At 64.1% G+C, this 24,771-nt stretch carries 24 protein-coding genes and 1 riboswitch; of the genes, 11 read left to right on the forward strand and 13 right to left on the reverse strand.

The window, feature by feature from the left end; genetic code table 11:
* The first annotated feature begins 3 nt into the window (after positions 1 to 3).
* From RTI28_RS13425 to bfr, 3 genes are all read left to right on the forward strand, one after another.
* Positions 4 to 1,005, forward strand: coding sequence for a DNA-directed RNA polymerase subunit alpha (locus tag RTI28_RS13425; protein WP_003186012.1), 1,002 nt, complete (start codon positions 4 to 6; stop codon positions 1,003 to 1,005).
* A gap of 42 nt (positions 1,006 to 1,047) precedes the next feature.
* The gene (gene rplQ, locus RTI28_RS13430) at positions 1,048 to 1,434 is read left to right on the forward strand and encodes a 50S ribosomal protein L17 (protein ID WP_042123543.1); all 387 of its coding nucleotides are present in this window, start codon (positions 1,048 to 1,050) and stop codon (positions 1,432 to 1,434) included.
* 238 nt (positions 1,435 to 1,672) lie between these two features.
* A complete protein-coding gene (gene bfr, locus RTI28_RS13435) occupies positions 1,673 to 2,137 on the forward strand; it encodes a bacterioferritin (protein WP_042123545.1) in 465 nt (154 codons plus the stop codon).
* Positions 2,138 to 2,205: 68 nt separating this feature from the next.
* Here the strand turns inward: bfr and uvrA are convergent, their stop codons facing one another.
* A complete protein-coding gene (gene uvrA, locus RTI28_RS13440) occupies positions 2,206 to 5,040 on the reverse strand; it encodes an excinuclease ABC subunit UvrA (protein WP_316920883.1) in 2,835 nt (944 codons plus the stop codon).
* Positions 5,041 to 5,168: 128 nt separating this feature from the next.
* On the opposite strand from uvrA, the gene RTI28_RS13445 reads away from it, so the two are divergent.
* Positions 5,169 to 6,563: an MFS transporter gene (locus RTI28_RS13445; protein ID WP_316920884.1), complete on the forward strand. Its 1,395-nt coding sequence runs from the start codon at positions 5,169 to 5,171 to the stop codon at positions 6,561 to 6,563.
* 9 nt (positions 6,564 to 6,572) lie between these two features.
* Complete coding sequence (locus RTI28_RS13450; RefSeq protein ID WP_042123551.1) at positions 6,573 to 7,085, forward strand: single-stranded DNA-binding protein; 513 nt, start codon at positions 6,573 to 6,575, stop codon at positions 7,083 to 7,085.
* A gap of 109 nt (positions 7,086 to 7,194) precedes the next feature.
* Here the strand turns inward: RTI28_RS13450 and RTI28_RS13455 are convergent, their stop codons facing one another.
* Complete coding sequence (locus tag RTI28_RS13455; protein ID WP_316920885.1) at positions 7,195 to 8,184, reverse strand: asparaginase; 990 nt, start codon at positions 8,182 to 8,184, stop codon at positions 7,195 to 7,197.
* Between the two features lie 92 nt (positions 8,185 to 8,276).
* Positions 8,277 to 9,719 carry an alanine/glycine:cation symporter family protein gene (locus RTI28_RS13460; RefSeq protein WP_316920886.1) on the reverse strand — a complete coding sequence of 481 codons (1,443 nt, stop codon included), beginning with the start codon at positions 9,717 to 9,719 and terminating at the stop codon, positions 8,277 to 8,279.
* A 179-nt stretch (positions 9,720 to 9,898) separates the two neighbouring features.
* On the opposite strand from RTI28_RS13460, the gene RTI28_RS13465 reads away from it, so the two are divergent.
* Complete coding sequence (locus tag RTI28_RS13465) at positions 9,899 to 10,717, forward strand: helix-turn-helix transcriptional regulator (protein ID WP_316920887.1); 819 nt, start codon at positions 9,899 to 9,901, stop codon at positions 10,715 to 10,717.
* Between the two features lie 31 nt (positions 10,718 to 10,748).
* Here the strand turns inward: RTI28_RS13465 and RTI28_RS13470 are convergent, their stop codons facing one another.
* Positions 10,749 to 11,792: a TauD/TfdA family dioxygenase gene (locus RTI28_RS13470; RefSeq protein ID WP_316920888.1), complete on the reverse strand. Its 1,044-nt coding sequence runs from the start codon at positions 11,790 to 11,792 to the stop codon at positions 10,749 to 10,751.
* A 296-nt stretch (positions 11,793 to 12,088) separates the two neighbouring features.
* Between RTI28_RS13470 and RTI28_RS13475 the strand changes: the two genes are divergently transcribed.
* Positions 12,089 to 12,973 (forward strand): sugar nucleotide-binding protein, encoded by an 885-nt coding sequence (locus tag RTI28_RS13475; protein ID WP_316920889.1) that lies wholly within the window; start codon positions 12,089 to 12,091, stop codon positions 12,971 to 12,973.
* Complete coding sequence (locus RTI28_RS13480; RefSeq protein WP_042123583.1) at positions 12,966 to 13,895, forward strand: NAD-dependent epimerase/dehydratase family protein; 930 nt, start codon at positions 12,966 to 12,968, stop codon at positions 13,893 to 13,895. Before RTI28_RS13475 ends, RTI28_RS13480 begins: the two co-directional genes overlap by 8 nt.
* Positions 13,896 to 13,976: 81 nt before the next feature.
* Here RTI28_RS13480 and RTI28_RS13485 read toward each other — a convergent pair whose 3' ends face one another.
* The 5 genes from RTI28_RS13485 to RTI28_RS13505 form a co-directional block, all read right to left on the reverse strand.
* Complete coding sequence (locus tag RTI28_RS13485) at positions 13,977 to 14,660, reverse strand: OmpW/AlkL family protein (RefSeq protein ID WP_316920890.1); 684 nt, start codon at positions 14,658 to 14,660, stop codon at positions 13,977 to 13,979.
* Positions 14,661 to 14,768: 108 nt separating this feature from the next.
* The gene (locus tag RTI28_RS13490) at positions 14,769 to 15,290 is read right to left on the reverse strand and encodes a DUF3299 domain-containing protein (RefSeq protein WP_316920891.1); all 522 of its coding nucleotides are present in this window, start codon (positions 15,288 to 15,290) and stop codon (positions 14,769 to 14,771) included.
* A gap of 11 nt (positions 15,291 to 15,301) precedes the next feature.
* On the reverse strand, positions 15,302 to 16,567 hold the full coding sequence (locus RTI28_RS13495) for an ABC transporter permease (RefSeq protein ID WP_316920892.1): 1,266 nt from the start codon (positions 16,565 to 16,567) through the stop codon (positions 15,302 to 15,304).
* Positions 16,567 to 17,286, reverse strand: a complete 720-nt coding sequence (locus RTI28_RS13500) for an ABC transporter ATP-binding protein (protein ID WP_316920893.1) — start codon at positions 17,284 to 17,286, stop codon at positions 16,567 to 16,569. Before RTI28_RS13500 ends, RTI28_RS13495 begins: the two co-directional genes overlap by 1 nt.
* 47 nt (positions 17,287 to 17,333) lie before the next feature.
* Positions 17,334 to 17,918, reverse strand: a complete 585-nt coding sequence (locus tag RTI28_RS13505) for a DUF2796 domain-containing protein (protein ID WP_316920894.1) — start codon at positions 17,916 to 17,918, stop codon at positions 17,334 to 17,336.
* A gap of 133 nt (positions 17,919 to 18,051) precedes the next feature.
* Between RTI28_RS13505 and RTI28_RS13510 the strand changes: the two genes are divergently transcribed.
* Complete coding sequence (locus RTI28_RS13510) at positions 18,052 to 18,396, forward strand: hypothetical protein (protein ID WP_316920895.1); 345 nt, start codon at positions 18,052 to 18,054, stop codon at positions 18,394 to 18,396.
* Between the two features lie 165 nt (positions 18,397 to 18,561).
* On the opposite strand, the gene RTI28_RS13515 is transcribed toward RTI28_RS13510, so the two are convergent.
* The 3 genes from RTI28_RS13515 to RTI28_RS13525 all read right to left on the reverse strand — a co-directional run bounded on the left by RTI28_RS13515 (position 18,562) and on the right by RTI28_RS13525 (position 20,991).
* Positions 18,562 to 19,524 carry a transposase gene (locus RTI28_RS13515; RefSeq protein ID WP_316920896.1) on the reverse strand — a complete coding sequence of 321 codons (963 nt, stop codon included), beginning with the start codon at positions 19,522 to 19,524 and terminating at the stop codon, positions 18,562 to 18,564.
* A 210-nt stretch (positions 19,525 to 19,734) separates the two neighbouring features.
* Positions 19,735 to 20,121 carry an MAPEG family protein gene (locus RTI28_RS13520; protein WP_316920897.1) on the reverse strand — a complete coding sequence of 129 codons (387 nt, stop codon included), beginning with the start codon at positions 20,119 to 20,121 and terminating at the stop codon, positions 19,735 to 19,737.
* Positions 20,122 to 20,157: 36 nt separating this feature from the next.
* Entirely contained in the window at positions 20,158 to 20,991 is an 834-nt protein-coding gene (locus RTI28_RS13525) for an EamA family transporter (protein ID WP_316920898.1), read from the reverse strand.
* 194 nt (positions 20,992 to 21,185) lie between these two features.
* Between RTI28_RS13525 and RTI28_RS13530 the strand changes: the two genes are divergently transcribed.
* Positions 21,186 to 22,424, forward strand: coding sequence for a sodium:proton antiporter (locus RTI28_RS13530; RefSeq protein ID WP_316920899.1), 1,239 nt, complete (start codon positions 21,186 to 21,188; stop codon positions 22,422 to 22,424).
* A gap of 157 nt (positions 22,425 to 22,581) precedes the next feature.
* Here the strand turns inward: RTI28_RS13530 and RTI28_RS13535 are convergent, their stop codons facing one another.
* Positions 22,582 to 22,983 (reverse strand): acyl-CoA thioesterase, encoded by a 402-nt coding sequence (locus tag RTI28_RS13535; RefSeq protein WP_316920900.1) that lies wholly within the window; start codon positions 22,981 to 22,983, stop codon positions 22,582 to 22,584.
* A gap of 218 nt (positions 22,984 to 23,201) precedes the next feature.
* Positions 23,202 to 23,304, forward strand: a riboswitch (S-adenosyl-L-homocysteine riboswitch).
* Positions 23,305 to 23,325: 21 nt separating this feature from the next.
* Between RTI28_RS13535 and ahcY the strand changes: the two genes are divergently transcribed.
* Positions 23,326 to 24,735: an adenosylhomocysteinase gene (ahcY, locus tag RTI28_RS13540; RefSeq protein WP_316920901.1), complete on the forward strand. Its 1,410-nt coding sequence runs from the start codon at positions 23,326 to 23,328 to the stop codon at positions 24,733 to 24,735.
* The last annotated feature ends 36 nt before the right edge of the window (positions 24,736 to 24,771 follow it).

Consider the following 24,771-nt stretch of genomic DNA (forward strand, 5'->3'; position numbering starts at 1 on the left):
TCCATGCAGATTTCGGTAAATGAGTTCCTGACGCCCCGCCACATCGATGTGCAGGTCGTCAGTCCAACCCGCGCCAAGATCACGCTCGAGCCTCTCGAGCGTGGTTTCGGCCATACCCTGGGCAACGCGCTGCGCCGCATCCTGTTGTCCTCCATGCCTGGCTGTGCAGTAGTCGAGGCCGAGATCGACGGCGTACTCCATGAGTACTCCGCGATCGAAGGTGTACAGGAAGATGTCATTGAAATCCTGTTGAACCTGAAAGGCCTGGCTATCAAGCTGCACGGTCGTGACGAAGTTACGCTGACCTTGTCGAAAAAGGGTTCGGGGGTGGTTACCGCTGCCGATATTCAGCTGGATCATGATGTCGAGATCGTTAATCCCGATCACGTAATCGCTAACCTGGCGTCCAACGGCGCCCTGAACATGAAGCTCACCGTAGCTCGTGGTCGTGGTTATGAACCGGCCGATTCGCGTCAGAGCGATGAAGACGAAAGCCGCAGCATCGGTCGCTTGCAGCTCGACTCTTCGTTCAGCCCGGTTCGCCGTATCGCATACGTGGTGGAAAACGCCCGTGTCGAACAGCGTACCAACCTGGACAAGCTGGTTATTGATCTGGAAACCAACGGTACCCTGGATCCTGAAGAGGCCATCCGTCGTGCTGCAACCATCCTGCAACAGCAGTTGGCTGCATTCGTCGACCTCAAAGGTGACAGCGAGCCCGTGGTAGTCGAGCAGGAAGACGAGATCGATCCGATCCTGCTTCGTCCAGTTGACGATCTGGAATTGACCGTACGTTCGGCCAACTGCCTGAAGGCGGAGAACATCTACTACATCGGCGATCTGATTCAGCGCACCGAAGTAGAGCTGTTGAAAACTCCGAACCTCGGCAAGAAGTCCCTGACTGAAATCAAGGACGTTCTGGCTTCCCGTGGTCTGTCCCTCGGCATGCGCCTCGACAACTGGCCGCCTGCAAGTCTTAAGAAAGACGACAAGGCGACTGCCTGATCGTCGTAATCACCGAACGTAGTGTTTGGTAAGGAATGAATCATGCGTCATCGTAAAAGTGGACGTCACCTGAGCCGTACCAGCTCTCACCGCAAAGCCATGTTCCAGAACATGGCGGTGTCGCTGATCGAGCACGAGCTGATCAAAACCACCCTGCCAAAAGCCAAGGAACTGCGCCGCGTTGCCGAGCCGCTGATCACCCTGGCCAAGGAAGACAGCGTAGCTAACCGTCGTCTGGCTTTCGACCGTACTCGTTCGAAAGAAGCCGTTGGTAAGCTGTTCAACGATCTGGGCAAGCGCTACGCCACTCGTCAGGGCGGCTACCTGCGCATCCTGAAGTGCGGTTTCCGCGCTGGCGACAACGCGCCTATGGCGTACGTCGAGCTGGTTGATCGTGCTGTCGGTGGCTCGGTAGAAGCTGCTGAATAAGACGTTCAGTCTGAACAAGAAACCGGGCCTCGTGCCCGGTTTTTTGTTTTCTGCAATCGTCATGCAAAGCGGTATTGCGTCAGAGTCGAAATGATAAGGAGAACTCGCCTCATTTGGCTGGTTTTTCAATGAAAATCACTACTGTTCACCCGCTTTTTTGCGCTTTTTGCGCAAATCTCAGTGACCTCCTGGTCATCCTGGTTCACACTATGGCTTTCACACAGGGAGATGCGGGACGATGCAAGGTCACCCGGACGTAATCGACTATCTCAACACGTTGCTGACGGGCGAACTGGCGGCACGCGATCAATATTTCATCCATTCGCGGATGTACGAAGACTGGGGCTTCAGCAAGCTCTACGAACGCATCAACCACGAAATGGAAGAAGAGGCGCAGCACGCCGATGCCCTGATTCGTCGCATCCTCATGCTCGAAGGTACCCCGCGCATGCGCCCTGACGATCTGGACGTGGGCACCAGCGTCCCGGACATGATCGCCGCCGACCTGCGCCTGGAGTACAAGGTTCGCGCCGCGCTGTGCAAAGGTATCGAGCTGTGCGAGCTGCACAAGGACTACATCAGCCGCGATATCCTGCGCCTGCAACTGGCCGACACCGAAGAAGATCACACCTACTGGCTGGAGAAGCAGCAAGGCCTGATCAAGTCGCTGGGCCTGGAGAACTACCTGCAATCGCAGATGTAATCTTTCCGACGCTCAACAAAAAGCCCCTGTCGTTCAACACGACAGGGGCTTTTTGCTGGCCGCGGGAATCAGGCCCGATCGCGTTCCAGCAGCGGCTTGAGGTAGTGCCCGGTGTGGGACTGCTTCATTTTCGCCAGCTCCTCCGGCGTACCGCAGGCGATGATCTGGCCGCCCTTGGAGCCACCTTCCGGACCGAGGTCCACCAGCCAGTCGGCAGTCTTGATCACGTCCAGGTTGTGCTCGATCACCACCACGGTATTGCCGTGATCGCGCAGACGGTGCAGGACGTCGAGCAATTGCTGGATATCGGCGAAGTGCAGGCCGGTGGTCGGCTCGTCGAGGATATACAGGGTCTTGCCGGTATCGCGCTTGGACAGCTCGCGGGATAGCTTGACCCGCTGGGCTTCCCCGCCCGACAACGTGGTCGCCGACTGTCCGAGTTTGATGTAGGACAGGCCGACATCCATCAGCGTCTGCAGCTTGCGCGCCAGTGCCGGCACGGCGTCGAAGAACTCGCGGGCGTCCTCGATGGTCATTTCCAGGACCTCGTGGATGTTCTTGCCCTTGTACTTGATCTCCAGGGTTTCGCGGTTGTAGCGCTTGCTCTTGCAGACGTCGCAGGGCACGTAGATGTCCGGCAGGAAGTGCATCTCCACCTTGATCAGGCCGTCGCCCTGGCAGGCTTCGCAGCGGCCACCCTTGACGTTGAACGAGAAGCGCCCCGGACCGTAGCCCCGGGCCCGTGCCTCCGGTACGCCGGAGAACAGTTCGCGGATCGGCGTGAAGAGCCCGGTATAGGTCGCCGGGTTGGAACGCGGGGTCCGGCCGATCGGGCTCTGGTCGATATCCACCACCTTGTCCAGGTGCTGCAGGCCATCGCAGCTGTCGTGGGCGGCCGCTTCCTGGGTGGTGGCACCGTTCAGCGCGGTAGCGGCGAGTGGGAACAGGGTGTTGTTGATCAGGGTCGACTTGCCGGAACCGGACACACCGGTCACGCAGGTCAGCAGGCCGATCGGGATTTCCAGGTCGACGTTCTGCAGGTTGTTGCCCCGCGCGCCCTTGAGCTTGATCGACAGCTTCTTGTTGCGCGGCGTGCGCTTGGCCGGCACGACGATCTTCTTGCGTCCGGACAGGTACATGCCAGTCAGCGAGTCCGGGTGGGCCATGACCTCGGCCGGCGAACCCTCGGCGACGATCTGTCCGCCATGCACACCGGCCCCGGGACCGATGTCGACGACGTAGTCGGCCAGACGAATGGCGTCCTCGTCGTGTTCGACCACGATCACCGTATTACCGATGTCGCGCAGGTGGTTGAGGGTCGCCAGCAGGCGGTCGTTGTCACGTTGGTGCAGGCCGATGGACGGCTCGTCGAGGATGTACATCACCCCGACCAGGCCGGCGCCGATCTGGCTGGCCAGGCGGATACGCTGGGCCTCGCCGCCGGACAGGGTGTCGGCGCTGCGATCGAGGGTCAGGTAGTCGAGGCCGACGTTCACCAGGAACTGCAGGCGCTCGCAGATTTCCTTGAGGATCTTGTCGGCGATTTCGCCGCGGCGCCCCGTCAGCTTCAGCCCGCCGAAATACTCGCTGGCATCGCCGATCGGCAGGCCGGTGACCGCCGGCAGGGTCTTCTCGCCAACCCACACATGCCGCGCCTCGCGGCGCAGGCGGGTGCCGCGGCAATCCGGGCAGGGCTGAGTGCTGAGGAACTTGGCCAGTTCCTCGCGGACGGTGGCGGATTCGGTCTCGCGATAGCGTCGCTCCAGGTTCGGCACGATGCCTTCGAACGGGTGCGAGCGCTTGACGATGTCGCCGCGGTCGTTGAGGTACTTGAAGTCGACGTTCTGGCTGCCGCTGCCATGCAGGATGGTCTTCTGCCGGTCGGCGGGCAGTTGATTGAACGGTTCTTCCAGGCTGAAGCCGAAATGCGCGGCCAGCGAGCCGAGCATCTGGAAGTAATAGACGTTGCGCCGGTCCCAGCCGCGGATCGCACCCTCGGCCAGGGTCAGCTCGCCATTGACGAGGCGCTTGGTGTCGAAGAACTGCTTGACCCCCAGGCCATCGCAGGTCGGGCAGGCACCGGCCGGGTTGTTGAAGGAGAACAGCTTGGGTTCCAGCTCGCTGATCGCATGGCCGCAGATGGGGCAGGCGAAGCGCGCGGAGAAGATCATTTCTTCGCCGGCCTCGTCGTCCATCGGCGCGACCAGGGCAATGCCGTCGGCCAGGTTCAGCGCGGTCTCGAAGGACTCGGCCAGACGCTGCTGCAGATCGGCGCGAACCTTGAAGCGGTCCACCACCACATCGATGCTGTGTTTCTTCTGCTTGTCGAGCTTGGGCAACTCGTCCAGCTCGAACAGCTTGCCGTTGACCCGTGCGCGGACGAAGCCCTGCGCGCGCAGTTCCTCGAACACCGCCAGGTGTTCGCCCTTGCGCTCGCGCACCACCGGCGCCAGGAGCATCAGCTTGCTGCCTTCGGGCTGCGCCAGGACCAGGTCGACCATCTGGCTGACCGTTTGCGCCTCCAGCGGGATATCGTGATCCGGGCAGCGCGGCGTACCGACGCGGGCATAGAGCAGGCGCAGGTAGTCGTAGATTTCGGTGATGGTGCCGACGGTGGAGCGGGGGTTGTGCGAGGTGGATTTCTGCTCGATGGAAATCGCTGGCGACAGGCCTTCGATGGTGTCGACATCGGGTTTTTCCATCATCGACAGGAACTGCCGGGCATAGGCCGACAGCGACTCCACGTAACGCCGCTGGCCCTCGGCATAGAGGGTATCGAAGGCCAGCGAGGACTTGCCGGAGCCGGACAGGCCGGTGATGACGATCAGCTTGTCCCGAGGCAGAGTCAGGTCAATGTTCTTCAGGTTGTGGGTACGCGCCCCACGAATCAGGATCTTGTCCACTACGGCCTCGCTTGGCGGGCTAAACGCGCAAGTATACGGCTCGTCGCCGTTGCGCGGCAAAGCGTCGCGTAGATGCCGTTAACCGATGGGACTGGTAGAATCGCCGCCGGTTCACACGAGGTTAATCCATGCACGATCCCCACAGCGAACGCATGAGCGGCAGCGAAACCCGCGCCGCAGGCGGTCTGGCCCTGGTGTTCGCCTTCCGTATGCTGGGCATGTTCATGGTCCTGCCGGTACTGGCGACCTATGGCATGGACCTGGCTGGCGCCACCCCGACCCTGATCGGTCTGGCCATCGGTGCCTACGGCCTGACCCAGGCAGTGTTGCAGATCCCGTTCGGCATCGTTTCCGACCGTATCGGCCGGCGCCCGGTGATTTACCTGGGGCTGGTGATCTTTGCGCTGGGGAGCGTGCTGGCGGCGCAGGCCGATTCGATCTGGGGCGTGATCGCAGGACGCATCCTGCAGGGGGCCGGGGCGATTTCCGCTGCCGTGATGGCCTTGCTGTCGGACCTGACCCGCGAACAGCATCGGACCAAGGCCATGGCCATGATCGGCATGAGCATCGGTCTGTCGTTCGCCGTGGCGATGGTGGTCGGGCCGTTGCTGACCCGCACCTTCGGCCTGTCGGGGCTGTTCCTGGCGACGGCGGTGCTGGCGCTGGTGGGCATCGCCCTGATCGCGTTCGTGGTGCCGGCGTCCAACACGCTGCTGCATCACCGCGAGTCCGGCGTGGCGAAACAGGCCCTCGGTCCGACCCTGCGTCACCCGGACCTGCTGCGCCTGGACGTGGGCATCTTCGTCCTCCACGCGATCCTCATGGCCAGCTTCGTCGCCTTGCCGCTGGCCTTCGTCGAGCGCGGCGGGCTGCCCAAGGAAGAGCACTGGTGGGTGTACCTGACGGCGTTGCTGATTTCATTCTTCGCAATGATTCCGTTCATTATCTATGGTGAGAAAAAGCGCAAGATGAAACGTGTCCTTCTGGGCGCGGTCAGTGTCTTGCTGCTGACGGAACTGTTCTTCTGGGAGCTGGGGAACAGCCTGTCGGCACTGGTGATCGGCACCGTGGTCTTCTTCACCGCCTTCAACCTGCTGGAAGCGTCGTTGCCGTCGCTGATCAGCAAGGTGTCGCCGGCTGGCGGCAAAGGCACGGCGATGGGGGTCTATTCCACCAGCCAGTTCCTCGGGGCGGCGTTGGGCGGGATACTCGGTGGCTGGATGTTCCAGCATGGTGGCCTGGGCACGGTGTTCCTCGGTTGCGCCGCTTTGTGCGCGCTCTGGCTCGTCGTTGCTGGTACCATGAACGAACCACCTTATGTAACGAGCCTGCGCATGCCGTTGTCGCCCGAGGCGCTGCGCGAAGCGGGCTTGTCCGAGCGCCTCAAGGCCGTGCCGGGTGTGACCGACGCAGTGGTGGTGGCAGATGAAGCCGCCATCTATATCAAACTGGATACACAAATTTTGGATCGCTCGACCCTGGAACGCCTGGTCAATCCGGCGTCCGCGGCGTGCGAAGCCTAGGAGAACGTTATGGCCCGTGGGGTTAACAAAGTCATTTTGGTCGGCACCTGTGGCCAGGATCCTGAAGTTCGCTACCTGCCGAACGGTAACGCTGTCACCAACCTGAGCCTGGCCACCAGCGAGCAGTGGACCGACAAGCAGACCGGCCAGAAGGTCGAGCGTACCGAGTGGCACCGTGTCTCGATGTTCGGCAAGGTCGCCGAGATCGCTGGCGAGTACCTGCGCAAGGGCTCCCAGGTCTACATCGAGGGCAAGCTGCAGACTCGCGAGTGGGAAAAGGACGGCATCAAGCGCTACACCACCGAAATCATCGTCGACATGCAGGGCACCATGCAGCTGCTGGGCGGTCGTCCACAGAACCAGGACGGCGGTGCACCGCGTGACAACTACAACCAGGCGCCCCAGGCTCCACGCCAGCAGGCTCCGCGTCCGCAGCAGGCGCCACAGCGTCCGGCTCCACAGCAGCCAGCGCCACAGCCGGCTCCGGACTTCGACAGCTTCGATGACGACATTCCGTTCTGATTCGTCGCCGCCGCTGCGCTAGACGTCAAAGGCCCGGTCTTCTCACGAAGCCGGGCCTTTTTCATTCCTGCTGTTGCGCTTGCCAGCGATGACGTCCTGAAGCCGGGTGCTACGCCCGCTCCCCACACAGGTCCAACGCAAACCAGTGCCGCGCCGTCGCCAGGTCCAGCCCGGCGCCGAGCAGGCCGAACAGCTTGCCCAGCGCCGCTTCGCGGGTCATGCCGCCGGCCGAGACCAGGCCGGTATCGCGCAGCCGGCTGCCCGCGGCGTAGGTATCGAACACCACGCTGCCTTCCGCGCACTGGCTGATCGCTGCCACCAGCACACCCCGGCGGCCAGCCTCGCTCAGGACGTCGAGCAACGCTTCGTCGTCCGATGGCCCGGTGCCGCTGCCATAGCACTCCAGCAGCAGGCCCTTCACGCCGGTGTCCAGCAGCGCGCGCGCATGCGCCGCCTGCAAGCCCGGGTACACCGGCAGCACGGCGAGGTTCACCGAGGTGCGCGGCTGGGCGTAGCTCAGCACCGCGGGCAGTTCGGCAGCGCGCTCGCCTTCGCGATGCCGCGGCAGCGCGGCGAAGGCATCGAAGGCTTCGCTGCGCAGCTTGCTGGCGCGCACGCCGGACAGCAGCTTGCCGGCGAAGAACAACTGCACGCCGTTTTCCACCCCTTCGGCGAGCAGCGTCAGGGCACCGCCGAGGTTGTCCCAGGCGTCGCTGTCCGGGGCGCCGGCCGGCAGCATCGAGCCGGTCAGCAGCACCGGCACGTTCAGCCCCAGCAACAGGAACGACAGGGCCGCGGCGCTGTAGGCCAGGGTGTCGGTGCCGTGCAGCAGGAGGATGCCGTCATGGCCGTGCTGCTTGACCGCCTCGACGATGGCATCGCGCATCGCCAGCCAGTTGCCCTGTTGCATGTTGGCGCTGTCGAGCAGCGGCGACATTTCCCGCAGCGTCCATGCCGGGCTGCGCACCTGCGGGTTGTGCTCCAGCCAGGCACGCATGCGCGCCTCGAAGCCACCCGCCGGGGCCAGGCCCTGGGGCGTCTGCAGCATGCCGATGGTGCCGCCGGTGTAGAGGACGAGGAGGTTGTTGACTGCGCGCATAAGGGTATTCCGGAGCAGGGACAGGAAATTCGGGCAAAAAAAAGCCGCCCGCGAAGGGGCGGCTCTCTTGTGGAGCGACGACCGGAGCTTGCTTAGCGCTGGGTCTGCGCGGCGCCGGCCACGGTCTTGTCGGCGGCGTCAGCCTTGGCGCCGGCCGGCCAGGCGGCACGGTCCAGGTCCAGGTCGGCGAACTTGGCCGAGTCGAACACCGGCTGGGCGATGCCGGCCTTGCGCTGCTCGTCGTAGTCGCGCATCACCCGCAGGCCGATCTTGAACAGCAGGGCCAGGGCGATCAGGTTGACGAAGGCCAGCAGGGTCATGGTGATGTCGGCGAAGGCGAACACGGTACCCAGGTTCTGTACCGAACCCCAGACGATCAGGGCCAGGACCAGACCACGGTAGGCCATCAGCACTACACGGTTGCGGGTCAGGAACTGCAGGCTGTTCTCGCCCAGGTAGTAGTTGTAGAGGATGCAGGTGAAGACGAACAGCGACAGGGCGACGCTGACGAACACACGGCCCCAGTCACCGACTACCGCGGCCAGGGAGTTCTGGGTCAGGACGATGCCGTCACCTTCGAAGCCCGGGGTGTAGAAGCCCGACAGCAGGATCAGCAGGGCGGTGCAGGTGCAGATGACGAAGGTGTCGAGGAACACGCTGAACGCCTGGACCACGCCTTGTGCGCCCGGGTGTTTCACCGCGGCTACGGCGGCGACGTTCGGTGCGCTGCCCAGGCCGGCTTCGTTGGCGAACACGCCGCGTTTCACGCCCATGACGATAGCGCTGCCGAGCAGGCCGGCGAAGGCCGGGTCGAGACCGAAGGCGCTTTTGAAGATGGTTTCCAGCATGGCCGGAACGTGTTCGATCTGGGTGCCGATCACGTACAGGGTGACGCCGATGTAGGCCAGGGTCTTGACCGGTACCAGCAGGTCGGACACCGCGGCGATGCGCTTGATGCCACCCACGAAGACGATCGCCAGCAGCACGGCCAGGGCGATGCCGGTGTGGTTCGGGGCGAAGCCGAAGGCGTTCTGCAGCGAGTGGGTCACGGTGTAGGACTGCAGGCCGTTGAAGGCGAAGCCGTAGGTGACCAGCAGCAGCAGGGAGAACACCACGGCCATGCTCTTCAGCTTCAGGCCGTGCTGGATGTAGTAGGCCGGACCGCCGCGGTACAGGCCATCGCCATCGGCGCGCTTGTAGACCTGGGCGAGGGTACATTCGAAGAAGCTGCTGGACATGCCGACCAGCGCGGTAACCCACATCCAGAACACGGCACCAGGGCCGCCCAGGGTTACGGCGATACCGACACCGGCGATGTTACCGGCACCGACACGACCGGCCAGGCTCAGCATCAGCGCCTGGAAAGAGCTCAGTTGGCCAGCCTGGCCGCGCAACGATTCCTTGAATACACCGAACATGTGGCCGAAATGGCGGAACTGGACGAAACGGGAGCGGATGGTGAAATAGCTACCCAGTCCGACGATGAGCACGATGAGGAGTTTCCCCGAAAGGAAATCGTTGAGCGCTTCGAGCATGGCAATGACCTCGAGATTCTTATTCTTTGCATGAAAGACAGACAGGCTGGCGCCGGGGCGCCAGTTCCATGGGGCGCATGTTTGGCCATGACAACTACGGTTACAATTTCGCCAGTTGCTCTGTTTTGGTGCGACTTGATGCTAAACTCGCACTCATCGCATCAATCGGACTTCCCTTCATGAGTGAAAACCTCGGCATCAACCTCAAGTTGGCCTGCAGCCACTACCGCTCTATCTCCGAGGTTTGCCGCCAGCTGTCGATCAACCGGGCGCAATTCAACAAGTACCTGAGCGGGCAGAGCCAGCCGACGGCGTACAACCTCAAGCGCATCGGCGACTTCTTCGGTGTCGAGGACTACGAGCTGGGCCTGCCGCCGGAGCAGTTCGCCCGCTTGATCGGCGCGCGTGGCAGCGCCGTGGCCAATACGGTGCAGCACGACCCCCTGCTCGATCTGCTGCGCCCGCTGCGCGAGCACGCCGGCAATCTGTCGCGTTACTGCGGCTATTACTTCGAGTACTCCAACTGCATGTCGGTGCCGGGCAGCATCCTGCTGTCGCTGGTGCACCTGCGCGAGGAGAACGGCAACTACCTGTTCGAACGCCAGGAGCGCCAGGAGCGCTCCAGCAGTACCGACGTGCAGGCCGAGGACTGGACGCGCTGCCGCTACCTGGGCGCGGCGTTCCAGTTGCAGGACCGGGTGTTCCTGCTCGACTACGAGTCGCTGACCGTCAACGAGATGAGCCAGACGGTGCTGATCCCCAGCTTCAAGAGCCGCATCACCCGTCTCAACGGCCTCAAGACCGGGGTCTCCAGCGGCGACCGGCGCACGCCCGCCTGTACCCGGGTGGTCTGGGAATACCTGGGCCCGGAGATCAACCGCATCAACGCCTACCGCCAGGTGAAGCTGTATCGCCCGGACGATCCGCGGATCGACGACGACGTCCGTGAACGCCTGACCGCGGGGCCGATCCGCAACGGTCTGTTCGAGATCGAATAGGCCTCCCGCATGGGACCGGCGCTCCAGGTGTTCAGCCGCGAACCAGCAGCGGGTCTTCTCGGAGGATCAGCGGACGGGCGAAGCGTGAATAGCCGAACAGCCGCACCAGCAGGCGGCGGTTGTCGTCGAGGCGCTCCCGGCCATGCAGGGCGCGGGTGTTGTTGACCAGCAGGACGCTGTCGGGCTGCAGGACGAAATCCACAGACGGTGTCTGCGCCAGGCGCGCCTGGAAGGCATCGAACGCCCGGGCCGCGGCGTCGCTGGCCTGTTCGTTGAGGGAGAAGCGGTAGGCGTTGTAGCGCACGCTGAAGCCGCCCTGGGCGTCGAAGTCGATGATCGAGGTGGCGCTGCCGCCGGCGCCGCGGCCATCGACGAAGCATTCGCTGCGGGTGAAGTCGAAGGAGCGCGAATTGAGCGCCAGCACGTCGAGGCTGCCCAGGCCTTCGATGACCGCGCGCAGCGGGACGATGCGCGTGGGCTGGTTGGCCGGGTTCCAGCGGGCGCTGAGGACCAGCGCCGAGGGGGCCGGCGAGTGTCCGTCGCGGGCCAGCACCGAGCAGTGGTACGGCGCCTCGGTGTGCGGGCCGAGGCGCAGGCCGGCATGGGAGCTGAGTTCGACCGGGGTCTGGCGGTTTTCGCCGGGCCTGGGCTGGCGCCCGCCGCCCTTGAAGTTGCCGACCAGGCGCAGGTGCTTGCCGTCGTTGTCGATATCGAAGGCGAACGCCCGGTAGCGCACCAGCTCCAGCAACACCTGGTTGCGCGCGCCCAGGTAGAGGCAGGTGAGATCCTTCTCCAGCACGCGCAGTTCCGGCAGTTGCTCGGGCAACGGATCGTCCTTGGGCGCGCGCAGGCGGGCGAAGAGCAGGGCGGCGAGGCGGCCGTCGGCGAACAGGTTCACCGTGGCCTGCTGCACCGGATCCAGGCGCGCTTCCAGCAGCCGCGCCCACAGCCGGGCCTTGAGCGCGGCGCCGGGGGCCTGCGGCCCGCCATGGCGGGCGAGGTCGAGGCTGGCCGTGTGCAGTTGGTCGAGCTGCTCGTTGTCGAACTTCAGGGTGGCGACTTCGCAGTCTTTCATGAGGAAACCTTCCTTAGTGAGCTGACGGGTCCTGGGCGGTCCTTGCCCGGAGTGGCTCCCGACTGCGTAGACAGGGAACCGCTGGGTGTCATATTGAAGGTGGTTTTTTCGACTATCGAAGTCGGCAGGTTCTTTTGCCGGTGTAAGCTGATTCTTAATTCACAGTGTGGGAAAGTGCCCGTATTGCCGGGCCGGGTTAAACGTGCCGTGTCGTTGGGCGGGTTGGACTTCCCCTGGCGGAAGCCGCAAACTATGCGCTTTCCCTTTCAATCAACCTGAGCGGACCTGCTGAACGTATGCGAATGCGCCTGATGCTGTTGGGTGGTGGAAATGCCCTTGGGCAAGCGCTGATTCGTCTCGGGGCGGAGGAGGACATCGGCTTTCTCGCGCCACGTCCGCCGGAGCAGGGCTGGGATGCCGCCAGCCTGACCCAGTTGCTCGACGACACTCGCCCGGACGCCTTGGTCAACCTGGCCTACTACTTCGACTGGTTCCAGGCCGAGTCGGTCAGCGAACAGCGCCTGGCGTCGCAGGAGCGTTCGGTGGAGCGCCTGGCCGAACTGTGTCAGCACCACAACATCATCCTCGTCCAGCCTTCCAGCTACCGCGTGTTCGACGGTTCGCGCGCCACCGCCTACAGCGAGAAGGACGAGCCGGTGCCGCTGGGCCTGCGTGGCCAGGCGCTGTGGCGCATCGAGCAGAGCGTGCGGGCGACCTGCCCGCAGCATGTGCTGCTGCGCTTCGGCTGGGTGCTGGACGACAGCATCGACGGTGTGCTCGGGCGTTTCCTGACCCGTGCCGAGGTCGCCCAGGAACTGCTGCTGGCGGACGATCGCCGCGGCAACCCGACCCCGGTGGATGACGCCGCGCGGGTGATCCTCTCGGTGCTCAAGCAGCTCGACTGTGCCGCGCCGCTGTGGGGCACCTACCATTACGCCGGCAACGAAGCGACCACCCCGCTGGCGCTGGGCCAGGCGATCCTCGGCGAGGCGGCGCAACTGCGCCAGCTGGCGGTCGAGGCACCGACGGCCCAGGCCCATGCCGCCCGCGCCGACGCTTTCGAAGAGCCGCAGCATGCGGTGCTGGCCTGCAAGAAAATTCTCCACACCTTCGGCATCAAGCCGCGCGCCTGGCGCTCCGGCCTGCCGACCCTACTGGATCGATTCTACCGTCATGGCTGATGCCCCCATTCTCATCACCGGTGGCGCCGGCTTCATCGGTTCCCACCTGTGTGACGCCCTGCTGGAAAACGGCTACGCCGTGCGCGTGCTGGACGACCTGTCCACCGGCAAGCGGGCCAACCTGCAACTGGACAACCCCAGGCTGCAACTGATCGAAGGCGATGTCGCCGACGCCGCCCTGGTGGCGAAGGCCGCCGAAGGCTGTCGCGCCGTGGTCCACCTGGCCGCGGTGGCTTCCGTGCAGGCCTCGGTGGATGACCCGGTGCGCACGCACCGGAGCAATTTCGTCGGCACCCTGAATGTCTGCGAGGCCATGCGCCTGGCCGGCATCAAGCGTGTGCTGTTCGCCTCCAGTGCCGCGGTGTACGGCAACAACGGCGAAGGGCTTTCGATCGGCGAGGAGGTCACCAAGGCGCCGCTGACGCCCTATGCGGTGGACAAGCTGGCCAGCGAGCAGTACCTGGACTTCTATCGTCGCCAGCATGGCCTGGAGCCGGTGGTGTTCCGCTTCTTCAACATCTTCGGGCCGCGCCAGGATCCGTCCTCGCCGTATTCCGGGGTGATCAGCATCTTCTGCGAGCGCGCGCTGAGCGGCACGCCGATCACCGTGTTCGGCGATGGCGAGCAGACCCGCGATTTTCTCTATGTCGGCGACCTGGTGTCGGTGATGCTGCAGGCCCTGGAAATGCCGCAGGTGGAAGAGGGCGCGGTGAATATCGGGCTGAACCAGGCCACCTCGCTGAACCAGTTGCTGGCGGCGCTGAAAAGCGTGCTGGGGGATCTGCCGGCGGTCAGCTACGGGCCGGCGCGCAGTGGCGATATCCGTCATTCGCGGGCGGACAACAGCAGGCTGCTGACGCGCTTCGCGTTTCCGGTGGCAACGCCGCTGGCGGAAGGACTGGCTCGCCTGCTGGGTCGCTGATACGAGTTTGGGGCCGCTTTGCAGCCCTTCGCGCCGAACCGTCGCGAAGGGCCACAAAGCGGCCCCAAGTGTTTCCGGGTCTTAGAACTTGTACCCGATACCCACCATGTACACCCACGGATCGATATCCACATCGACCTTGGTCTTGCCCACGCCCAGGGCGCTAGGGCCGTCGATGCTGGCTTCGGTGTTGATGTCGACGTACCAGACCGAGGCGTTGACCAGCAGGTTGTCGCTGACCATGTAATCCATGCCCAGCTGGCCAGCCAGGCCGACCGAGTTCTTCATCTTCATGTTGCTGAAGCCTTGCGACTTGCGCTCGCTGGTCAGGTCTTCATTGAAGAACAGGGTGTAGTTCAGGCCGATGCCGGCATACGGCTGGAACTTCGAGCCTGCGTCCATCGGGTAGTACTGTACCGACAGGGTCGGTGGCAGGTGCTTGATGTCGGCCAGCTTGCCATCCAGCGCCGCGCCGAGACCCTTGACGTTCACTTGATGCTGGAACGGTGTGGCGGCGAGCAATTCGATGCCGACGTGGTCGGTGACCATATAGGCGAAGGCCAGGCCCAGCTGGGTGTCGCTGTCCACCGTGGCCTTGGTGCCGCTGACCTTGGCGCCGTCGAGCTTCAGATTGCCGCTGTCCTCGTTCGGAGCAACGGTGGCGGCGCCGGCGCGGACGATGAAATCACCAGCTTTGTGGGCGTAGGCGGCAGGGGCCGTGAGCGCGAGGGCGATCAGCGAGGCGCCGAGCAAGGACTTGTTCATGGAAGCTCCCAGGGGACATTTGGATTCGATGGTCCCAATGTTAAGGAGCTGCCGAAGGGGGAATTTTGATTCAGCTCAATGAAAGCGAAGGCGCCCCGGCGCGGCCATTCATTGTAGTTCGTAGGCGTAGATCTTCTCGGCATCCATCTGGTAACCGGCCTCGGCCAGCTCACTGGACGACGACTGGACGCGCATCGGCCCTTCGATCCAGTACGGCTGGTACAGCTCTTCGACCTTGATGCCGATCTCGCTGACCACATGCACGATCTGGTTCGACGGCGGCGGTGGCACATGGATGCAGGCGCCGTAGTAGGGCACCAGGAGAAACTCCGTGGTGCGTCCTTCCTCGCTGACTTCCAGCGGCACGATATAACCCGGCAACTTCACCTGCTGGCCGTCCAGCGCCTTCACCACCGGTGCGTCAGGCACCTGCTGCTGGGCCGCCGGCGCCGCTTCGGCTGCCAGCGCGTCACCCAGTTGCGAGAGTTGCGAGAGGTTGTGGATCGGCGCCAGTTGCGGCGCGATCACCGGCGCGCCGGGCGGAATCAGCTGTGGCCATTCCAGGGTTCGCGGTTCGCCCGCCAGGGCGGGCAGGGCGATGAACAACAGCAACGACAGGGCACGGCGCATTGCACGGGTACTCACAGATGAATGGACAGGCCATCGGCCAGGGACTGTCGATAGGCCCGCCAGGCAGGGATGCTGCCCATCAGCACCGCGGCGCCGAGGATGATCGCCAGCAGGGTCCATTCGTGGCTGCTCGGCAAGGCCAGCGGCAGGTATAACCCATAGTTGGCCTGCACGTAACCCTGGGCAGCGGCGATTCCCACGTAGAGCAGGCCGAGGCCGGCGCCGATCCCGGCCACGGCCAGGGCGAACGCCTCCAGCACCAGCAGGCCGCCGACATGCCAGGGCCGCGCGCCCACCGAGCGCAGAATGGCCATTTCCCGCCGGCGTTCGTTGAGGCTGGTGAGGATCGCCGTGAGCATGCCGATCAACCCGGTCAGGACCACGAACAGCGACACCACGAACAGTGCCTGCTCCGCCGTGCCCATCAGGCTCCACAGCTCCTGCAGGGCCACGCCGGGGAGGATCGCCAGCAGCGGTTCGCCGCGGAATTCGTTGATCTCCCGCTGCAGGGCGAAGGTTGCCACCTTGTTGTTGAGACCGAGCATGACGGCGGTGATGGCGCTCGGAGTCAGGTCCATGTTGCGCGCCTGGTCGGCGCTGATGCGCCCGTCGCCGCGGGCCGGCACGCCGTTGTGCCAGTCGATGTGGATGGCTTCCATGCCGCCGAGGCTGATGTGCAGGGTGCGGTCCACCGGGGTGCCGGTGCGCTTGAGCACGCCGACCACGGTGAACGGCTTGTCGTCGTGCTTGACCAGGCTGATGGCGGCGACGCCGTGGGCCAGTACCAGCTTGTCGCCGAGCGTGTAGTGCAGGGCCTCGGCCACTTCGGCGCCGAGCACCACTTCGAACGGGTCCGTGGCGAAGGCGCGGCCCTGGCTCAGTTCCAGATTCTGCCGGCGGCCGTACTGGTAGTGGGCGAAATACGCCTCGGTGGTACCCATCACCCGGTAGCCGCGGTGCGAGTCGCCGAGGGAAATCGGGATCGCCCATTTCACCCGGCGGTCATTGGCGTAGTGCTCGAAGCTGTCCCAGCGGATGTTGTTGGTGGCGTTGCCGATGCGGAACACCGAATACAGCAGCAGGTTCACCGAGCCGGAGCGCGCGCCGACGATCAGGTCGGTGCCGCTGATGGTGCTGGCGAAGCTGGTCCGCGCCTCGGTGCGCACCCGCTCGACGGCCAGCAGCAGGCACACCGACAGGGCGATCGCGAAGGCGGTGAGAAAGGCGGTGAAACGGCGGTTGGCCAGGCTGGCCAGGGCAAGGCGGAGCAGGTACATCAGGCCTCCGTGTCGCTGGCGGGACGGGCCGCGCGGTTGAGTTCGGCGAGGGACAGCTGGCGGTCGAACAGCGGCGCCAGGCTCTGGTCATGGCTGACGAACAGCAGGCTCGAGCCGGCGTCGCGGCATTCGGCGAACAGCAGGCGGATAAAGGCCTCGCGGGTGTCGGCATCGAGGGCCGAGGTCGGTTCGTCGGCGATCACCAGCGCCGGCTGGCCGATCAGCGCGCGGGCCGCGGCGACCCGTTGCTGCTGGCCGATGGACAGGCTGTCGGCGCGGCGCGCGAGCAGCTCCGGATCCTTCAGGCCGAGGTGCGCGAGCAACTGCGTGGCCGCTTCGGCGACGCTGCCGTGACGCTGGATCGCCCGTTGCGCGCGGGCCCTGGAAAACCGGCAGGGCAGCTCGACGTTCTCGATCACCGAGAGAAACGGCAGCAGGTTGAACTGCTGGAAGATGTAGCCGGTGTGGTCGACGCGGAAACGGTCGCGAGCGCTCTGGCTCAGCTCGCCGAGGTCCTGGCCGAGCAGGCGGATAGTGCCGCGGTCGGCCTTCTGCACACCGCCGAGCAGGCCCAGCAGGGTGGTCTTGCCGCTGCCGCTGGGACCTTTGAGAAACAGCGACTCGCCGGCTTCGAGGCGCAGGGTGGGGATGTCCAGCAGGGGCGGGTGACCCGGCCAGGCGAAGCCCAGGTCGGTCAGTTCAATCAGTGCCTGGCTCATATGTCGACGCCCGGGTTACCCCGGGCGCTTCACTGCAAGAAGGTGACTTAGAAAGTGATCCGGGGGCTGTTCGGCGTGGCTTCGACGCCTTTCTGCCCATTCGGCCCGATCAGTTGTAGCTGGATTTTCTGGGTCGAGGGGTAGGTTTTGAACAGCGGGGCCAGGTCCAGGCTCGCCAACTGCTCCGGCTTGGCGCACTCGAAACGGTAGTGGGCGTGGATATCGCTGTGGCCGTGTTCGTGCTCGTCGCCGTCACCGTCGTCATCCTTGGCCGGGGCATCGCCGAACAGCGGGCTTTCCAGCTCCTGGTCGCTTTCCTTGCAGCCGGCGGCGGCGCTCAGGCCGAACAGTTTCAGCGGTTGCTCCAGTTGCGCGCGCACGGCGGCGACCTTGGCCTTGTCGGCATCGCTCTGGGCGACATGTTCGAAACCCACCAGGTTCATCGCCGGGCTTTCCAGTTCCAGTTCCAGGGTGTTGCCATCGAGCACGGCGTTCAGGTGGGCGACGCCGTGCTCGTGGGCGCCGAGGCTGCCGTGGGCGTGGTCATGCTCGTGATCGTGATCGGCATGCGCGTGGGCGGTGAGGGCCAGGGGCAGCAGCGCAAAGGGCAAGGCAAGCAGCAGGCGACGCATGGGCGGAACTCCGAAGCGGGCTTGGAAAGGTTTTGAAATGTTATAACAAAGTAAGTGGCCCGTGGAAGGGGTGCCTTGGCGAGCGGGGGCGCGCATGGGAGCATGGCCGTCTTCATCGAGGGAGAGTGCAATCGTGCGAATTCGAGGACATATCGGCGAGTGGCCGGTGGATCTGACCATCGAGTTGGATCCGGCGGAATGGGCCAGCCTGGCCGGAAGGGCGGCTGAGTCCGTGGCGGCGCCGGTCAGTGCCAGTGCGCCGGTGGCACAGGCGCGGCCGGACGACACCTTGTGGCTGGCGGCAAAGGAGTTGCTGCGCAAGGCCGGGGAAATGGACGGGCCGGCGTTGCTGGAGTTGCTGGAGGGGCTGGCCGGGAGTACCGCGGCGGGCAAGCGGTTGCTGGTGCGCTTGCGGCATAGCAGCGAAGTGAAGGTGGAGAGTGGGGCGGATGCGCCGGTGTATCACTGGATAGGGTGATAGGCCTTGAGGGCCTCATCGCTGGCAACGCCAGCTCCCACAGGTTCGGCGGTGTACGCGGACCTTGTGGGAGCAACTGTCTTCGAGGACTTTTTTAAAAACGATTCCTCCAGACATAGCTTCGCCAGCAACACAGCTCTCCGGTGTTGCTGGCGAAAACCCCGCTCAATATTTCAGTCCTGGTGCTTTTTCAGGCAGCGGGCGCCCCTTCCACGACACACCATCTCGCATCATGGCATTCAGACGTATCAGCAATACACGCATGCACGCGACCACAGCCTTCTTGGAACATTTGCCGCGAGCTATCAGGGCGTTGTAGCGAGCCTTGAAGTCAGCGGTATGCCTGATCATTACCCAGGCAGCCATGTACAAGGCTCCGCGTACCTTGTAGCGCCCACCCTCAATGTGCCTGGGGCTACTCTTGCTACCGCTGTCCTTGTTGTACGGCGCCAGTCCCACCAAGGCCGTGATCTCGCGCCCCGTCAACAGGCCCAGCTCAGGCAGGTAGGCCAACAGCTTGGCCGTCGTGACCCGCCCGATCCCCTTTATTGACTGCAAGCGCTCGACCTTGTCGCGGTCCAGCGCCTTCGTGGCGAGATCAATGTGTTTGTTCAGTGACCTCAGCTCAGCCTCCAGAGAGGCGATGTGACTGGCGAAAAAGGCAAGCGCTATCGCCGAAGTAGCTTGTTTGGCGCGGCGCCGATCATCGTCCCGATGCCCTATGATCTGGTCCCTGAGCTTGACCAGTTCTGCCAGTTCATCGCGCGCCTGGCTGGGTTCAACCAGCGTCCTGGTTTCGAGGTGCTGAGCAAACTTCGCCAGTATCTGGGCATCGATTCTGTCCGTCTTGGCTATTTGCCCGACGGCATCCGCGTAGGCACGTGAACGCTTGGGATTCACCCGGGTGGCGTTCAACCCAGCTACGCGCAACGCTTTGAATACGGCGTTCTCGTAGCCGCCCGTGGCCTCCAGTACGACCCGCTCAGGTTCAATCTCATTCAGGCATACCAGCATTTGAGCAATGCCTTCAGGATCATTCTTGAGCTGAAACGGCTTGGAGCGTTCAGGCCAGAAAGCCACGTCCAGGGTGGCTTTGGAGACATCGATACCAACGAAGCAGGAAATCATGGTCAGACCCTCTTACACTTCGGAAGTGAGAGCGCTCTGACCTATCCCGGGCTCGGGCTTCGGGTCAGAGTGAGAGGTGGATGGCGACTATGCTCCCACACGTGCTCTAGGGCACCGCCGGCATCCAGTCTGCCATCCACCGCTCTCACACCTTGATTTTAAGAGGTCCTGAAGACACAAGCGGGCATTGCCCGCGATGAGGCCGTCAAGTCAGGCCGAAGCCACGAAGAACCCCACGATCAACCCCACCCCCACGAACCACACCAGCGAGCGCAACGCCGCCCAGTCCGCCAGGTAGCAGATGATGTAGAGCAACCGGCTGGTGATGAACAGCACCGCCAGCACGTCCTGGGTCACCTGCTCGGCATTGCCCACCACATCGGCGATCAGCACCGCCGCGATGAACGCCGGGAGAATCTCGAAGCTGTTCAACTGCGCGGAATGAGCACGGCGCGGCATGCCCTCGAGGCGGTCCTGGAACGCCCGTGGATCATGGTTCTGCTGCAGATTGAAACGTCCACTGGCGATCTTGGCGATGCTGGTGCACAGGTACGGCAGCATCAACGCGATCAGTACGCACCAGAAAGCGACGGTCATGGTCAGGTCCTTTGCAATGTGAGAGTTCGCGGCCGGTCAGAGCTTCATCACCAGCATGCCCAGCAGCACCAGCGCACAGGCTAAGAGCCTGGGTCCGCCAAAAGGTTCTTTGAGGTAGCGCATGCCCATCAGCACCACGAGGATCACGCTGACCTCGCGCAGCGCCGCCGCTTCCGCCACCGACCCCAGGTGCATGGCCCAGAGCACCAGAGCGTAGCTCAGCAACACGCAGACGCCGACCGTCAACCCCAGCTTCCACTGGCTGCGCCAGAACATCACGAACGGCGCGCGCCGGGCCACGCCGGCGATCAGCGGAAATGGCAGGGAGCAGGCCAGGGTCAGCCACACCAGGTAGTCCAGCGGCTGCGCCCAGCGGCGGATGGCCTGGCCGTCGAGCCAGGTGTAGCAACCGATGCACAGCCCGATCAGCGCCACCACCGGCAGCATGCTCCAGGGCAGGCGGTCACCGCCGCCGCCATGCCAGAGCAGGCAGGCCATGCCGCAGGGAATCAGGAGGATGCCGAGGATCTGCTGGCTGCTCAGCTGCTCGCCGGCGAACACCAGGGTCAGTGCCAGCACCACCAGCGGCGACAGGCCGCGCATCAACGGATAGACCAGGCCGAGGTCACCGACCTTGTAGGCCTGGATCAGCAGGAAGCGGTAGAGCAGCTCGAACAACGCCGACGCCAGCAGCCACGGCCAGATCCCGGCCGGCGGGAACTCGACGAAGCCGACCATGCCCACGGCGAACACCAGCGCCACGCTGTCCATGCTGGCGATCATCAGCAGGCGCTCGCCACTGAACTTGACCAGGGTGTTCCAGGTTGCATGCAGCAGTGCCGCGACGAGCACCAGGGAAGTCGCTACCACGTCTCGATTCCTTCGCCATCCACGGACCGGGTCCGTCCACCAGAGGGCGGAGTTTCAACCACTCGCAACAAAACAGCCAGCACGCTGTCAATCGCGACATTGAAAAAAACTGTGTCCCCAAGCGCGCGAACGGTCATCAAACCTGGTGCCCGCCGCGCGTGGGCACCGACTTGGAAGCCGCTACAGGAATCAGGATGCTCGAATTAGTTGCCGCGTTTATCTGCCTCACCACTCTGCTCACCTACGTGAACTACCGCTTCATCGGCCTGCCACCCGCCATCGGCGTGATGGTCACCGCCCTGCTGTTCTCCCTGATGCTTCAAGGCCTGAGCCTGATCGGCTACCCCGGCCTGGAAGAGCGGGTCGAGGGCCTGATGAACCAGATCGATTTCAATGACCTGCTGATGCACTGGATGCTGTCGTTCCTGCTGTTCGCCGGCGCCCTGCACGTCAACCTCACCGACCTGCGCAGCTATCGCTGGCCGATCGGCCTGCTGGCCACCTTCGGCGTGCTGATCGCCACCGTGGTGATCGGTTACCTGGCCCACTGGGTGTTCGCCCTGTTCGGCTGGCACGTCAGCCTGATCTACTGCCTGCTGTTCGGCGCGCTGATCTCGCCGACCGACCCGATCGCGGTGCTCGGCGCGCTGCGTACCGCCAACGCCTCGAAACCACTGAAGACCACCATCGTCGGCGAATCGCTGTTCAACGACGGTACCGCGGTGGTGGTGTTCACCGTGTTGCTGGGGATCATCCAGCTCGGCGAGACCCCGAGCGTCTCCGACACCGCCCTCCTGTTCGTGCGCGAGGCCATCGGCGGGGTGATCTTCGGCGGCCTGATCGGCTACGCCACCTACCGCATGATCAAGAGCATCGAGCAGTACCAGGTCGAGGTCATGCTGACCCTGGCCCTGGTCATCGGCGGCTCGGCGATGTGCTACGAGCTGCACGTCTCGGCGCCGATCGCCATGGTCGTGGCCGGGCTGATCATCGGCAACCTGGGACGCAACCTGGCGATGAACGACATGACCCGGCGCTACATGGACGGTTTCTGGGAACTGATCGACGACATGCTCAACGCCCTGCTGTTCGCCCTGATCGGCCTGGAGCTGTTGCTGCTGCCATTCAACTGGATGCACCTGGCGGCCGGCGGCGTGCTGGCGCTGGCGGTGCTGGCTTCGCGCTTGCTGACCGTGGCGCCGGCCATCCTCCTGCTGCGACGCTGGCGCAGTGTGCCGAAGGGCACGGTGCGGGTGCTGACCTGGGGTGGTCTGCGCGGGGGTGTCTCGGTGGCCCTGGCGCTGTCGCTGCCGGTGGGCGAGGAGCGGGACCTGCTGCTGTCGATCACCTACATCGTGGTGCTGTCGTCGATCCTGGTACAGGGGTTGACCGTCGGCCGCGTCGTTCGGGGTGTCAGCGAGCAACCAACCTGACAGCCCTGAGGCACGCGCGCATCACCTCGTAGGAGCGTGGCTTGCCCGCGAAAGGACCGCGTAGCGGTCCCGATGACGGGGTAAACCACATCGGGACCGCTACGCGGTCCTTTCGCGGGCAAGCCACGCTCCTACGGGGGCCCCATCCGCACGCCGGTTATTCCACCGTACTGTCCGGGAACTGGTCCTGGACATACTTGATCTGCGTCCGCCCATGCGCCGCCGGCAGACCATCCTCGCCAAGGTTGACGAAGACCATGCGGTCGACGGTGAGGATCGCCTTGCGCGTGATCTTGTTGCGCACTTCGCACTTGAGGGTGATGGAGGTGCGGCCGAACTCGGTGGCGGTGATGCCCAGTTCGATGATGTCGCCCTGGCGCGAGGCGCTGACGAAGTTGATCTCGGAAATGTACTTGGTCACCACGCGCTGGTTGCCCAGCTGGACGATCGCGTAGATCGCCGCTTCCTCGTCGATCCAGCGCAGCAGGCTGCCGCCGAACAGGGTGCCGTTGGGGTTGAGGTCTTCGGGTTTGACCCACTTGCGGGTGTGGAAATTCATGCGTGCTCCTGACAACCGGACAGGTGAAGCAGGGCCTCCCGGGCCCCGCCCGTACAGGGTAGCCGCATTTTTGCAGGCCATGTCCACGGCCTTTGTACGACCATGGTCCAGTCACCGGTCGTGCGCGCTGCTTTAATCCTTGGGCCGACACGAAAGCCCGGCTATAATCCCCGCGTTTTTATCCGGCGCCGACCCTCCGCGGTCGTCGCTCCCGCCACCCGACCGAGGGGCGCTGCAGCAGGTTCGCTCCTGTCAGGCTCGGTCGGGGCGTTGTCCACGGCTCGCCCGCGGACGCTCAACGCACAACGGCGCCCATTCGCACACTACGAATGGAGGCTCTACATGAGCGCTGTAAACACGCCTGCAGGTTTCACCGATTACAAGGTCGCCGACATCTCCCTGGCCGCCTGGGGCCGTCGCGAAGTCATCATCGCCGAATCGGAAATGCCCGCACTGATGGGCCTGCGCCGCAAGTACCAGGAAGAGCAACCGCTCAAGGGCGCGAAAATCCTCGGCTGCATCCACATGACCATCCAGACCGCCGTGCTGATCGAAACCCTGGTTGCCCTGGGTGCCGAAGTACGCTGGTCGTCCTGCAACATCTTCTCCACCCAGGACCAGGCCGCTGCCGCCATCGCCGCCGCCGGTATCCCGGTGTTCGCCTGGAAAGGCGAAACCGAGCAGGAATACGAGTGGTGCATCGAGCAGACCATCCTCAAGGACGGTCAGCCATGGGACGCCAACATGGTCCTCGACGACGGCGGTGACCTGACCGAGATCCTGCACAAGAAATACCCGGCGATGCTGGACAAGATCCACGGCGTCACCGAAGAGACCACCACCGGCGTGCACCGCCTGCTGGACATGCTGGCCAAGGGCGAGCTGAAGATCCCGGCGATCAACGTCAACGACTCGGTCACCAAGAGCAAGAACGACAACAAGTACGGCTGCCGTCACAGCCTGAACGACGCCATCAAGCGCGGTACCGACCACCTGCTGTCAGGCAAGCAGGCCCTGGTGATCGGCTACGGTGACGTGGGCAAGGGCTCGGCCCAGTCGCTGCGTCAGGAAGGCATGATCGTCAAGGTCACCGAAGTCGACCCGATCTGCGCCATGCAGGCCTGCATGGACGGTTTCGAAGTGGTTTCGCCGTTCAAGGACGGCATCAACGATGGCACCGAAGCCAGCATCGACGCGGCCCTGCTGGGCAAGATCGACCTGATCGTCACCACCACCGGTAACGTCAACGTCTGCGACGCCAACATGCTCAAGGCCCTGAAGAAGCGCGCCGTGGTCTGCAACATCGGTCACTTCGACAACGAGATCGACACCGCCTTCATGCGCAAGAACTGGGCGTGGGAAGAGGTCAAGCCACAGGTGCACAAGATCCACCGCACCGGTCACGGCGACTTCGACCCGCAGAACGACGACTACCTGATCCTGCTGGCCGAAGGCCGCCTGGTGAACCTGGGCAACGCCACCGGTCACCCGAGCCGGATCATGGACGGTTCCTTCGCCAACCAGGTCCTGGCGCAGATCTTCCTGTTCGCACAGAAGTTCGCCAGCCTGAACGCCGAGCAGAAGGCCGAGCGCCTGACCGTCGAAGTCCTGCCGAAGAAACTCGACGAGGAAGTGGCCCTGGAAATGGTGCGCGGCTTCGGCGGCGTGATCACCCAGCTGACCCCGAAACAGGCCGAGTACATCGGCGTGGCCGTCGAAGGTCCATTCAAGCCGCACGCCTATCGCTACTGATACGCAGGCGACCCCAGCCGCCGGCGGGTACCGTTT

Source organism: Pseudomonas sp. zfem002 (genome assembly GCF_032621685.1).
Classification (GTDB): Bacteria; Pseudomonadota; Gammaproteobacteria; order Pseudomonadales; family Pseudomonadaceae; genus Aquipseudomonas; species Aquipseudomonas japonica.